At 72.9% G+C, this 12,905-nt stretch carries 11 protein-coding genes; 10 read left to right on the forward strand and 1 reads right to left on the reverse strand.

Annotation, left to right across the window (positions count from 1 at the left end; genetic code table 11):
* Nucleotides 1-117 precede the first annotated feature (117 nt).
* The 10 genes from ACH4U7_RS37485 (at nt 118) to ACH4U7_RS37530 (ending at nt 12,144) form a co-directional block, all read left to right on the forward strand.
* Nucleotides 118-2,094 (forward strand): FAD/NAD(P)-binding protein, encoded by a 1,977-nt coding sequence (locus ACH4U7_RS37485; protein WP_398532235.1) that lies wholly within the window; start codon nt 118-120, stop codon nt 2,092-2,094.
* A gap of 34 nt (nt 2,095-2,128) precedes the next feature.
* The gene (locus tag ACH4U7_RS37490) at nt 2,129-3,298 is read left to right on the forward strand and encodes an LLM class flavin-dependent oxidoreductase (RefSeq protein ID WP_398532236.1); all 1,170 of its coding nucleotides are present in this window, start codon (nt 2,129-2,131) and stop codon (nt 3,296-3,298) included.
* On the forward strand, nt 3,295-4,665 hold the full coding sequence (locus ACH4U7_RS37495) for an NtaA/DmoA family FMN-dependent monooxygenase (protein ID WP_398532237.1): 1,371 nt from the start codon (nt 3,295-3,297) through the stop codon (nt 4,663-4,665). The genes ACH4U7_RS37490 and ACH4U7_RS37495 overlap by 4 nt, the downstream gene beginning before the upstream one ends.
* Before the next feature lie 262 nt (nt 4,666-4,927).
* Nucleotides 4,928-5,830, forward strand: coding sequence for a S1 family peptidase (locus ACH4U7_RS37500; RefSeq protein WP_398532238.1), 903 nt, complete (start codon nt 4,928-4,930; stop codon nt 5,828-5,830).
* A 279-nt stretch (nt 5,831-6,109) separates the two neighbouring features.
* The gene (locus tag ACH4U7_RS37505; protein ID WP_398532239.1) at nt 6,110-7,090 is read left to right on the forward strand and encodes a slipin family protein; all 981 of its coding nucleotides are present in this window, start codon (nt 6,110-6,112) and stop codon (nt 7,088-7,090) included.
* 179 nt (nt 7,091-7,269) lie between these two features.
* On the forward strand, nt 7,270-7,464 hold the full coding sequence (locus tag ACH4U7_RS37510; RefSeq protein ID WP_398532240.1) for a hypothetical protein: 195 nt from the start codon (nt 7,270-7,272) through the stop codon (nt 7,462-7,464).
* Nucleotides 7,461-8,336, forward strand: coding sequence for a hypothetical protein (locus tag ACH4U7_RS37515; RefSeq protein WP_398532241.1), 876 nt, complete (start codon nt 7,461-7,463; stop codon nt 8,334-8,336). Before ACH4U7_RS37510 ends, ACH4U7_RS37515 begins: the two co-directional genes overlap by 4 nt.
* A 352-nt stretch (nt 8,337-8,688) precedes the next feature.
* Nucleotides 8,689-9,660, forward strand: coding sequence for a DUF6895 family protein (locus tag ACH4U7_RS37520; RefSeq protein ID WP_398532242.1), 972 nt, complete (start codon nt 8,689-8,691; stop codon nt 9,658-9,660).
* Nucleotides 9,657-10,787 (forward strand): serine hydrolase domain-containing protein, encoded by a 1,131-nt coding sequence (locus ACH4U7_RS37525; RefSeq protein WP_398532243.1) that lies wholly within the window; start codon nt 9,657-9,659, stop codon nt 10,785-10,787. Before ACH4U7_RS37520 ends, ACH4U7_RS37525 begins: the two co-directional genes overlap by 4 nt.
* 289 nt (nt 10,788-11,076) lie before the next feature.
* Complete coding sequence (locus tag ACH4U7_RS37530) at nt 11,077-12,144, forward strand: S1 family peptidase (RefSeq protein ID WP_398532244.1); 1,068 nt, start codon at nt 11,077-11,079, stop codon at nt 12,142-12,144.
* A gap of 117 nt (nt 12,145-12,261) precedes the next feature.
* Here the strand turns inward: ACH4U7_RS37530 and ACH4U7_RS37535 are convergent, their stop codons facing one another.
* Nucleotides 12,262-12,705, reverse strand: coding sequence for a subtilase-type protease inhibitor (locus ACH4U7_RS37535; protein WP_398532245.1), 444 nt, complete (start codon nt 12,703-12,705; stop codon nt 12,262-12,264).
* Between the last annotated feature and the right edge of the window lie 200 nt (nt 12,706-12,905).

Below are 12,905 nucleotides of genomic sequence, written 5' to 3' on the forward strand. Positions count from 1 at the left end.
CAACCTTGACAACGGGTCGTGGGGACGGCTTAGCCTCGGCAACAGGCCGTGCTGAGGGGCGCGGCCGGGTGTGAAGGCCACTGGCGTGTTCGGTGACGAACCGACGGAGCCTTCCGCATGTCCGTGCGACCGGACCTTCCCTCCCGACCCCCCGCCCTTGTGATCGTCGGCGCGGGCCCCCGCGGCACCGGCCTCGTGGAGCGCATCGCCGCCAACGCCCCCGAGCTGTACGGCGAGGCCGCCCCCCTCGATCTGCACCTGGTCGATCCGCATCCGCCCGGCGGCGGCCGGATCTGGCGCCCGGACCAGTCCCCGCTGCTGTGGATGAACTCCATGGCCGAGGACGTCACCGTGTTCTCGGACGAGACCGTCGAGCAGGACGGCCCGGTCCGCCCCGGCCCCTCTCTCGCCGAGTGGGCGGAGCGCGCCCGCGCCGGGGCGCTCCCCGACGGCCCCGCGCCCGAGTTTCCCCCCGAGCTTTCGCCTGACCTTTCCCCCGAACTCGCCGCCGAAGCCGCCGCGCTGACCGGCCGTGGCTTCGCCAGCCGACGGCTGCAGAGCGCGTATCTGGCCTGGGTGCACCAGCGCGCGGTGGCCGCCCTGCCGCCCACCGTCACGGTCCACCGGCACCGCCGCCGCGCCGTACGGATCACCGGCCCGCGCGACGGGGTGCAGCAGGTGTGGCTGGAGGGGCGGGCCACCCCGCTGGCCGCCGACGCCGTCGTGCTCGCCCTCGGTCACCTCGACGCCGAACCCGACCAAGAACAGCGGGCGCTGGCCGCCTTCGCAGCCGAACACGGACTCGTGCACCTGCCGCCGGAGTTCACCGCCGACAGCGATTTGAGCCGACTGCGCCCCGGCGAGCCGGTGATCGTGCGCGGCTTCGGGCTCGCCTTCGTGGACCTGATGGTCCTGCTCACCGAGGGGCGCGGCGGGGCTTATGAGGAGACCGGCGCCGGGGAGCTGACGTACCGGCCCTCCGGCCGCGAGCCCGTGCTCCACGTCGGCTCGCGGCGCGGCGTCCCGTACCGCGCCAAGATCGGCTACGGATGGCGGGGCGAACGTCCACCGCTGCCCCGCTTCTTCGGACCGGCCCAGGTCGAGGAGTTGCTGCGGCGCCCCGGCCGGCCCGACTACCGCCGCGACATCTGGCCGCTGATCGCCAAGGAGCTCGGCTTCGCCCACTACCACCGGCTGTTCACGGCCCATGCCGACCGTACGGCCATGCCCTGGCCGGACTTCGAGGAGCGCTACGCCGCCTGCCCGCCCGGCGGCCCCGAACTGCGCGCCCTGGTCGCGGCCGCCGTCCCCGACCCGGCGGACCGGCTCGACCTCGACGCCCTCGACCGGCCCCTGGCCGGGCGGCGGTTCGCGAGCCACGAGGCGCTGGAGCAGGGCCTGCGCGCGCATATCGAGGCCGATCTCGCCCGCCGCCACGACCCCGGCCACAGCCCCGACCTCGCGGTCTTCCTCGCCCTGCTGTCCGTATACGGCCAGCTGACGCGGCTCGGCGACATCGGCGGCCAGTGGCACGGCTTCTTCAGCTACCTCGCCTCCGGCCCGCCCGGCCCCCGGTTGCGCCAACTGCTCGCGCTCTCCCGCGCCGGTGTGGTGCGCTTCCTCGGCCCGGAACTGCGGGTGGTCGCCGATCCGCTGCGCAAGGTCTTCCGGGCGAGCGGCGCCGAAGTAGCGGGCCCGGCGGTGGAGGCCCGTGCACTGGTCGAGGCCCGGCTGCCCGAGCCGACCGTGGCACACACCCGCGACGCGCTGCTGCACTCGCTGCACCAGGACGGCGCCGCCGCCACCCCCGCCGGGCTGCTCGCCGTCAGCCCCGACGACGGCCGGATCCTGGACCGGGCCGGCCGCCCCCACCCGTGCCGCTTCGCGCTCGGCCCGCACACCGACGCCCGCGGCTCCGGGGGGTTCGCCCGGCCCCGTACGAACGCGCCCGTCTTCCGCCAGAACGACGCGACGGCGCGCGCCCTGCTGTCGCTGCTCCGTTCCATGTCCCCGCGTGCCCCGCGTGCCCCGCGTGCCCCGCAGGCCCCGCGCGCCCAAGGCGCCTCGCTCACTGTCCGAGCCCAGGCCCGCTGAACCGTCGACCCCTCACCAGGAAGGCCCCTGACCCATGGCCGAATCCCAGCCTCCTCCCGCCCCGCACCGCCGCGCCCCGTACCCCCACGGGGCCCGCCCCGCGCCCCGGCCCCGTCTGCTCCACCTGGCCGCCGCCATCGACGGCACCGGGCATTACCAGGCGCCGTACTTCGTCGAGCTCGCGCGCCTCGCCGAGCGCGGCATGCTCGACTTCATCACCCTGGACGACTCCCTGGGCCCGCCCGGGGAGGGGCAGGGCAGGCTCGACGCGCTCGCGGTGCTCTCGCGCGTGGCGCCCGGCACCGGGCGGATCGGCCTGGTGCCGACCGTCACCACCACCCACACAGAACCGTTCCACCTCTCCTGCGCCGTGGCCACCTTGGACTGGGTCAGCCACGGCCGGGCGGGCTGGCGGGCCGAGGTGTCGCCGACCGAGGCGGAGGCCCGGCTGATCGGCCGCCGCACCGCCGCCCCCGCCGAGGAGCTGTGGGCGGAGGCCGGGGAGGTCGCGGACGTCGCGGCCCGGCTGTGGGACAGCTGGGAGGACGACGCCGAGATCCGCGATGAGGCCACGGGCCGCTTCGTCGACCGCGACAAGCTGCACTATGTCGACTTCGAGTCCGCCCGGTTCAGCGTGCGCGGCCCGTCCATCGTGCCCAGGCCGCCCCAGGGCCACCCGGTCGTCGTGGTCGACGCCACCGACCCGGTCGCCCGGCGGACCGCGGCCCGCCACGCCGATGTGGCGTACGTACGGGCCGCCACGCCCAAGGCGGCCGGCGCGATCCGCGACGAGCTGCGGCGGCGCGCGGTGGCGTACGGCCGCGACGAGGACGCGCTCACCGTGCTCGCCGCCCTCGCGGTCGACCTGTGCGAGGGCGAACCGGCCTCCGAACTCCCGCCGCCCAGCGGCCCGCTGACGGCACGGGCCGACGGACTCCCGCTGTACCGCGGCGGCCCGGTCGATCTCGCGGAGCTGATCGCGCGCTGGCACCAGGCGGGGGCCGTGGACGGCTTCCACATCACGCCCGTCGTACCGCGCCATGACCTGGAACGTTTCGTCAACGGCACGGTGGCGCTGCTCCAGCACCGCGGGCTCTTCCGCACCTTCTACCCCGGCACCACACTCCGCGACCACCTGGGCCTGACCCGCCCGGCCAACCGATACGCGCAGCCGAACGCGCAGCCGAGGGAGACTGTCCAATGAGCGAGGGGACGAGGAAGACGATGCACCTGGCAGCGCACTTCCCAGGGGTCAACAACACCACCGTCTGGGCCGGCCCGCCCGCCAGCCCGACCACCACCCCTGGCCGAAGCGCTACGCGCAGCCCCTCCTTCGGGAGCCAGATCGAGTTCTCGTCCTTCGAACACCTCGCGCGCACCGCCGAGCGCGGTCTGTTCGACTTCTTCTTCCTCGCCGAGGGGCTGCGGCTGCGCGAGCACAACGGCCGCATCCACGACCTCGACGTGGTCGGCCGACCGGAGTCGATCACGGTGCTGAACGCGCTGGCCGCCGTCACCGAGCGGCTGGGCCTGGCCGCCACGGTCAACGCGACCTTCAACGAGCCGTACGAACTCGCCCGCCGGCTGGCCTCGCTGGACCACCTCAGCGGCGGTCGCGCGGCCTGGAACGTGGTCACCTCCTCCGACGCCTTCACCGGCGAGAACTTCCGGCGCGGCGGCTATCTCGACCGGGCCGACCGCTACACCCGGGCCGCGGAGTTCGTCGCCACGGCGCGCGAGTTGTGGGACTCCTGGCCGGACGGCGGCGCCCCCGGCACCTTCGACCACACCGGGCCGCAGTTCCGGATCTCGGGGCGGTTCGGCGTGCCGCGGAGCCCGCAGGGCCACCCCGTGATCATCCAGGCCGGGGACTCCGACGAGGGGCGCGAGTTCGCCGCGTCCGCCGCCGACATCATCTTCACCCGGCACGGCACGCTGGAGTCGGGCCGCGCCTTCTACGCCGACGTCAAGCGGCGGCTGGCCGACTACGGTCGTGCTCCGCAGGATCTGAAGATCATGCCCGGGGTGACCTTCGTGCTGGGGGACACCGCGGCCGAGGCGCAGGAGAAGGCCGCCGAGATCCGTCGGCAGCAGGTCTCCCCGCAGACCGCGATCCTCACCCTGGAGCAGATCTGGGGCGTCGACCTGTCCGGCTACGACCCGGACGGGCCGCTTCCGGACATCGACCCGGACCCCGACTCCCAACGGGTCCAGGGCCGGGTGCGGCATGGTGATCCGGGCGCCCTGGCCGCCAAGTGGCGGGCGCTGTCGGAGGAGAAGGGGCTGTCCATCCGGCAGACCGTCATCGAGGCGACCGGACGGCAGTCCTTCATCGGCACACCGGAGGCGGTCGCCGAGGAGATGGCCGCTTTCGTACGGGCCGGGGCCGCCGACGGCTTCATCCTCGTACCGCATCTGACCCCCGGCGGGCTCGACGAGTTCGTCGACCGGGTGGTGCCGCTGCTCCAGGAGCGCGGTGCGTTCCGGACCCGGTACGAGGGGAGAACGCTGCGCGAACATCTCGGTCTTTCACGGCCCGGGGCGAAGTCGTCGGCAGAGGGCGGAACCTGATCCCCCGCTGACTCGTCCAACCAGGTACCCGAGGGGATGGGTGCACAGCCCCGGTGGCCGGAAGCCGCCGGGGCCATGTGACTTGCGCCGACGACTTTTTTAATTGACCTCTTGCGCACCTTGGTTGACTCCACGAATACTTCCGGGAGCGCTTGTCAGGAGCACGCCGGAAACGACCGCGGCGTTCCCGTTCGTGTGCTCATTGACTGCGCCTCACGGGCCTGCCCACCCAAGCGGACCCCCGATTCCCCCGGAGGAAGAGTTGAGGATCAAGCGCAACGCCCCCCACAGCAAGCACGCGAGACGTCTCGCCCTGGTCGCCGCCACCTCGGCCCTGGTGGCCGGGACGGCGCTCGCCGCCCCCGCCTACGCCGGAAACGACGCGACTCCCAAGACCACCGCGGCCGAGGCCAAGGCGGCCGGTAGCGCCGTGCTCGAGGCCGATGTCGCGGGCACCGCCTGGTATGTCGACAAGGCGACCAACACCCTTGTGGTCACCGCCGACAGCACCGTCTCGCAGGCCGAGATATCCAAGATCAAGAGCACCGCCGGCGCGAACGCCGACGCGATCGAGATCAAGCGCACCCCGGGCAAGATAAACAAACTGATCTCCGGCGGCGACGCTATCTACGCGGATAGCTGGCGCTGCTCCCTCGGCTTCAACGTGCGCAACAGCAGTGGCGCCAACTACTTCGTCACCGCCGGTCACTGCACCGACGGCGCGGGCACCTGGTGGAGCAACTCCGGCCACACCACGACCATCGGCCCCACCGCCGGCTCCAGCTTCCCGACCAACGACTACGGTCTGGTCCGGTACAGCGGCTCGGTGACCCCCTCCGGCACCGTCGGCAGCCAGGACATCACCAGCGCCGCCAACCCCACCGTCGGCCAGACGGTCACCCGCCGCGGCTCCACCACCGGCATCCACAGCGGCCGGGTCACCGCGCTGAACGCCACGGTGAACTACGGCAACGGTGACATCGTCTACGGCATGATCCAGACCACCGTCTGCGCCGAGCCCGGCGACAGCGGCGGCCCGCTGTACGCCGGCAGCACCGCCCTCGGCCTCACCTCCGGCGGCAGCGGAAACTGCACCTCCGGCGGTACGACCTTCTTCCAGCCGGTCGTCGAGGCGCTGAACGCGTACGGCGTGAGCGTCTACTGATCCGCTGATCCACCGCTGATCCGCTGATCCACCGCCGATCTGCTGGTCGATCGCTGATCCGCTGATCCACTGCTGATCCACCCGATCCACGGCCGGTACGGATCCCCACGGCCGTACCGACCCACGGCCTGGCTGCCCGGCCGAGCCCCGTGACCCCCGCCCGGTCCTCCGGGCGGGGGTTCCTGTCTTGACCCGCCCCGGTGCGTCGGGGCGGGACTATCGTGGACAACAGCGCCCCATATGGGGCATCGCTCGCGATACGGACGGCAGGTGGCCGTGATGGTCCAGGAGCTTGTGACAGCAGGCGCGGTCGTGCTCTCGTGCGGGGCCGTCTACGCGATGGCGGCGGCGCGCGTGATCAAGCAGTACGAGCGGGGCGTGGTCCTCCGGCTCGGCCGGCTGCGGTCGGCGATCCGGCCCCCGGGGTTCACGATGATCGCTCCGGGCTTCGACCGGCTCCGCAAGGTGAACATGCAGATCGTGACCATGCCCGTGCCCGCCCAGGAGGGCATCACCCGGGACAATGTGACCGTGCGGGTCGATGCGGTCGTCTACTTCAAGGTCGTGGACCCGGCGGACGCGATCATCCAGGTCGAGGACTACCGCTTCGCGGTCTCCCAGATGGCCCAGACCTCGCTGCGTTCGATCATCGGCAAGAGCGACCTGGATGATCTGCTGTCCAACCGCGAAAAGCTCAACCAGGGCCTGGAGCTGATGATCGACAGCCCGGCCGTGGGGTGGGGCGTGCATATCGACCGGGTGGAGATCAAGGACGTCTCGCTGCCGGAGACCATGAAGCGCTCCATGGCCCGCCAGGCCGAGGCCGACCGGGAGCGGCGGGCCCGCGTCATCAACGCGGACGCGGAGCTGCAGGCATCGAAGAAGCTGGCGGAGGCGGCCGCGCAGATGGCCGAGACGCCGTCCGCGCTGCAGCTGCGGCTGCTGCAGACCGTGATGGCGGTGGCCGCCGAGAAGAACTCCACGCTGGTGCTGCCCATCCCCGTGGAGCTGCTGCGCTTCCTTGAGAGGGGCCAGCAGGAGGCGCCCCACCCCGACGGCACCCGGGCCGCCCCGGAGCCCCGGCCCGCGGATCGGCCGACGGATCGGCCGACGGATCGGCCCGCGGATCGGCCGGCCGCCGCGGCATCCGCCGGCATGCCCGAACTGGTCGAGCCGACCGAGCCCCGTGCCGAGCCCCGTCCGCGCCGTGAAGTGCGGACGGAGACGAGCCCCGAGACCGTGACCCGCCGGAGGAGCTGATCCCCGCACCAGCGGCACAGCAGAGCCAGCGGTCCGCATCGGCGGACCGCTGGCTCTGTTGTGCGCCGTTATGACTAACTATTTCCCCTTTTGGGCTGGCGCGTCGTGCTTGTGGCTCTTTCAAAAGATTTGATAGGGAGGCATCCACGTAATGTTGGCGCTCTTCACCGGGAGTGACGATGCTGGTCGAAAGACAACGGCAAGACGGCCTGACCCTGCACGCGGAGTTGCTGGAGGGGCTGATGGCACGGCCTGAGGCGCCGGTGAGCGGCGCTCCGCTGCACACCCCGGCCATGACATCCCTGGTCATGATGGTGCTTTCGGCGAAGGAGCCGAAGGAGCCGAGGGCCCCGAAGGAGCCTCGGCGCCGGTGATCACCGAGCGGTCACGCGCTGCTGTCAGCGCATCGGCCGAGCTCTTGGCGCGCTGTGCCCTCGATGCCCTGCGGGGCGTCGGGGGCACGGCTGTCGTGGCGGCGCATCTCCGGGCGGCGGATTCTCAGGCGGCGCATCGCGAGCCGTCCGTAGCCGGCGACGGAGGCGGCGACGTAGGCGGCGAGGGAGGCGGCGCGGCGGCGACATCGAGCGCGGCGGTCGCGGTGGGCGCCGTGCGCGTTCTGGGGGCCGATGCGCTGGCCCCGTATGTGCTGACCGGCCGGGCCCTGCTGCCGGAGGAGTCGGCCGCCGTACGCCTCAGCCTTTCGGCGCTGCCTCCCGTACGCCGCCCGCCCGCCGCGCCACCAGGCGGGCGGGAGCGGCCGTGGCTCCGGGCCTGGATCGACTGGGGGCTGGTCGCCGTGGCGGCCCGGCTCGACCCCGACCCGTGGTGTGTCGCGGCACCGGTGCCGCAGGGGCCGCCGCCGTGTGACGACGGCGCGCCCCGCCACCGCTCGGCCGCCGACCCGGCCGATGGCCAGGGCCTGGGGGAGGGCTGGGCGCCCTGGTCGCTGCGGATGGGGCAGTTGGCGTCGCTGGCGCTGCCCGGTCTGGACGGGCCCGTGCACCAGGCCGCGCGCTCCGGCGTCCTGGCCCTGTCCCGCGGAGCCACCCGCGCGCTGCTGCGGCGGGACTTCGCCACCGCGGCGCGTATCACCCGCTGGCTGGCCTGGCTGGCCGCCGACGGAGTCGCCCTCCCGCTGGATGTGGCCCTGCTGGCCGAGGACATCGCGCTGCGCGGCGGCGACGACCGCTGTCTGCTGGACGCGGCGATCGCCCGCCGGCTGCTCGGCGTGGAGGTGGCGGTATGAGCGTGTCCTGGCGCGCTGTGCGGGCTGGACTGAGGAGCCGCGCAGCGACGGAGGAGCGAGCAGTGACGAGGGAAGCTCGCGCGTTGGAGCGCGCCGGGACTGAGCGGGGGGAGGGGTGCGTGTCCTGGCGCGCTGTGCGGGCTGGACTGAGGAGCCGTGCGGCGACGGAGGAGCGAGCAGTGACGAGGGAAGCTCGCGCGTTGGAGCGCGCCGGGACTGAGTGGGGGGAGGGGTGCGTGTCTTGGTGCGCTGTGCGGGCTGGACTGAGGAGCCGTGCGGCGACGGAGGAGCGAGCAGTGACGAGGGAAGCTCGCGCGTTGGAGCGCGCCGGGACTGAGCGGGAGGGAGGGGCATGAGCACGGCCCTGGCCGGGGTCGCCCATGACATCCGTTCCCGCGCTCTGGGCTGGCTGCACACCCACCGCCAACTGGGCGCGCTGGACGGCGGGGACATCACCGGGAACACGGACGGCTACAAGGCACTCGCGGAGACCGGGCTGGCCGCCTCCCTGGTCCTGCGCGACGGCACCGCCGGCAGCCGCGAGGCCACCCTCGCCCGCGAACTGCTGGACTTCAGTTGGGCCCAGTTGAAGGAGGGCGCTCTGCTGTACGAGCGGCTGCTGCGCCACCCCCTGGCCACCGACACCATCGAGGGATACGCCCACTTCGCCCGGGCCGGCTACCGCCACCCCGGCCTGGAGCGGCTGATCCCCCACCACGCCGCGCTGGGCGCCGCCCATGTCGTCGAGCATGTGCCCAACCGCCGGCTCGCCGTCGCCAACGCCCTGCGCCTCACCGGCCACGACGGCGGCGCGGGGGCGCCCGACTGGCAGACGTCGGCCCGGGCCACCTGGCTCGGCGGCACCCCGGCGCCCTGGTACATCGACTGGATGACCGGGTACCACGTCACCCACACCGTCTTCCACCTCACCGACTGGGGCCGGTGGCCGGGCGGGCTGCCCGGCGATATGGCCGCCTACCTCACCCGCTGGCTTCCGGTGTGGACGGACATCTGGACCGAGACCTGCCAGTGGGACCTGGTCGGCGAGTTGCTGCTCGTCGGCAGCTGCCTCCCCGCGCCGTACGCCGAGCCGGACGACTGGCGGCGGCTGGCGGAACTCCAGCACGCCGACGGCCTGCTGCCCCGCGACGACCAGCCCGTCGACGACGACGCCGTCACCCGCTTCCACGACCACCAGCACACCACCATCGTGGCCGCCATCGCCGCCTCCGTCGCCCTGGCCCGCGCCCTGGACACCCCCGCAGCCGGCGCCCCTGCCATCGGCACCCCCGCAACCAGCACACCTGACAGCCCCACACCATGACCACCCACACCTCCACCGGCGCCCTCGTGGCCGGCCCGGCGCACCACGGCGCGGACCACCTGCTCGCCCCCGCCGTGGTGCGCCGGGCGACCGGCATGCTGCTGTCCGCGGCGCCCGGGGCCAGCGCGATCGCGGTCGGGCTGCACCGCGAAGGCCGTCGCGCCCTGGTGGTACGCGGCCATATCGCCCACCACAGCCATGTGCCGGCCGACGCGGACACCCGCTTCGAGGCCGGATCCCTCACCAAGACGTTCACGGCCCTGCTGCTGGCCGAACAGGCGGCCCGCGGCGACCTGGGCCACCACGACCCCCTCGTCCGTCACCTCCCCGCCGCCACCCGCCTGCCCACGGGCGGCACCGCCATCACCCTGACCCATCTCGCCACCCACACCTCCGGACTGCCGCGTCTCCCACCCGGACTGCTCCGCTCGGCGGCCCCACTCCTCTTCACCAACCCCTACGCCGCCTTCACCCCCGACGATGTGCTGCGCGCGCTGGCCCGCACCAGGCTGCGGGCCGCCCCGGGCACCCGTGTGCGCTACTCCAACTTCGGCCTCGGCCTGCTGGGCCACGCCCTGACCGGTGCGGCCGACGGCACTCCGTACCCCGCGCTCCTCGACGCCCGCGTGCTGCGGCCGCTCGGGCTGCGGGACACCGGCTGCGCCCTCTCGGCGGCCGAAGGGGGCGCGCAGGCCACCGGCTACTGGTACGGCCGAGCCCGGCCCGCTTTCCGTATCCCCGGCCTGCCTGCCGCGGGAGCCCTCCGCACCAGCGCGCGTGATCTGCTCGCCCTCGTCGAGACCATCCTCGACCCCGTCGAGGCTCCCGCCCCGGCTGCCGCCTCGACCGCCGTCCCCGCCGCGCTGCGGACCGCTCTGCGCGATGTCACCCGCCCCCGGGTCCGGCTGCCGAACGGCCGCGGCCTGTCCCTGGTGTGGAACATCCGCCGACGCCCCGACGGCTCCGACCTGTACCACCACTCGGGCGCCACCCGCGGTTTCACGGCCTTCGCCGGCTTCAACCCGCGCCATGCAACGGCCCTGGTAGCCCTGGCCAACGCCGCCCCCGGCCCCGGCAACGCCCTTGTCCAAGAGGCGTACAACGCCCTCATCGGTCTGCAGGGGTAAGGCCCTCGGCGGTAGCGCTGCGCCGAACTGCCGTACGCCCGTACGCCCGTACGCCCGTACGCCCGTACGCCCGTACGTCCGCACGGCCGTGCCCGGCGCGACGGGGCGCATTTTCGTGATCTTCCGTGCGACGTGTACGCGACCTTGTATGCGCCCCGCGCACCCCGGAATACTCGTCGGCGCAATTTGGCATGGACGCGCCCCCTGCTGGGCAGGTGCGCCTGTGCCAAGAGCCCTCCGGGTCCGACGTACCTCATCGCCGGGCCCAACCCCCCACAGGAGGCTTGAGTTGAAGCACCGACGCATATCCCGGCGTATGGCCGTCACCGGCGCCGCCGTGGCCCTGACCGCAGGGGTCCTCTCCCTGCAGACCGCGAACGCGGCCCCCACCCCGCCGCCGCCCCCCTCCCTCTCGGCCGCCGAGGCCGGGCAGACGGCGGCCGCCCTGATCGCCGACCTCAAGGACGGCGCGGCCGGGGCGTACTACGACGCCGAGGCCAAGAAGCTGGTGGTCAACGTCCTGGACCAGGCAGCCGCCGACCAGGTGCGTGAGGCCGGGGCCGAGGCCAAGGTGGTCAAGTACTCGCTGGCGCAGCTCGGCGCGGCGCGTGCGGTACTGAAGGACAAGGCGACCATCCCCGGCACCTCGTGGTCGGTCGACCCGAGGACCGACAAGGTCGTCGTCACGGCCGACAGCACGGTCGAGGGAACCCGGCTCGACCGGCTGAACAAGGTGGCCGACGGGCTCGGCGACAAGGTCGAGGTGCGCCGCTCGGCCGGGACGTTCCGTACCTTCATCGCGGGCGGCGACGCCATCTGGGGCCAGGGCGGGCGCTGCTCGTTGGGCTTCAACGTCGTCAAGGGCGGCGAGCCGTACTTCCTGACCGCCGGTCACTGCACCGAGGCGATCAGCAGCTGGTCCGAGTCCCAGGGCGGCCCGGAGATCGGCAAGAACGCGGGCAGCAGCTTCCCCGGCAACGACTACGGGCTGGTCAAGTACACCGGCGACACCGCACACCCCAGCGAGGTGAACCTCTACGGCGGCACGCAGTCCATCACCAAGGCCGGCGATGCGACGGTCGGCCAGAAGGTGCAGCGCAGCGGCAGCACGACCAAGGTGCACGACGGTGAGGTCACCGGCCTCAACGCGACCGTCAACTACCAGGAGGGCACGGTCGAGGGGCTGATCCAGACCACCGTGTGCGCCGAGCCCGGCGACAGCGGCGGTTCGCTCTTCGCGGACGACACCGCGCTGGGGCTGACCTCGGGCGGCAGCGGCGACTGCTCCTCGGGTGGCGAAACCTTCTTCCAGCCGGTGCCTGAGGCGCTTCAGGCGTACGGCGCCGAGATCGGCTGAGAGGTGACTGGTTGACGCGCCGACCGGCAGGGCCTCAGGGGTCCTGCCGGTCAGCGCGCTCAGTCGCTCAAAGCGCTTGGGCACTCAACGCGCTCAGGCGCTCAGGCGCTCAGGCGCTCAGAAGTCGAACACCTGGCTCCGGACGTTGTTCTTGAGGCAGGGGTTCGGGAAGGTGTGCTCGTACCAGACCCGGCGGCCCTCCCAGACCCCCTCGGCGGTGACGGTGACCGGGCGCCACTCCTTCGTACAGGCTCGACCGTGCTCCGTTCTGGCCGTCAGCGTCCCGAACTCCCCGTCGACCGCACGCAGTTCGGCGCAGGCTCTGTCGGGCGTCGGGTGGGTGCCGGTCGAGGTGGGACGACAGCTCAGCGTCACCGCGCGCCGCACCGCGGCCGAGCCCGCGCCCTCCCCCTCTCCGTAGCTGAGCACCAGCGCCGAGGCCGGGTACAGACTCCTCGGCTGCGCGGGCGCGGCGCTCGCCACGCCGCCTGCTCCTGTCCCCACCACGCTGCTCAAGGTCAAGGCGGCGCCCAGAGCGATCGCCCCTGCGGTTTTCCGCATTTCGAACACTCCCTTGCTCGTGGTTGCAGATACCGGACGGAGTCTTACGCGATGCATGTCAGGAACGCATGTTGATCGATCACTTCCGGTCGCAACACGTAATCATTCGGTGGCTCATTGTTGCGCGAGGAAAGCGCGTTCCCCGGGAGCACGCGGCGGCGACCTGGCCGGGACCGCAAGGCGACGGTCCGCCCCCAGCC

Source organism: Streptomyces sp. NPDC020845, from assembly GCF_044334165.1.
Lineage (GTDB): Bacteria > Actinomycetota > Actinomycetes > Streptomycetales > Streptomycetaceae > Streptomyces.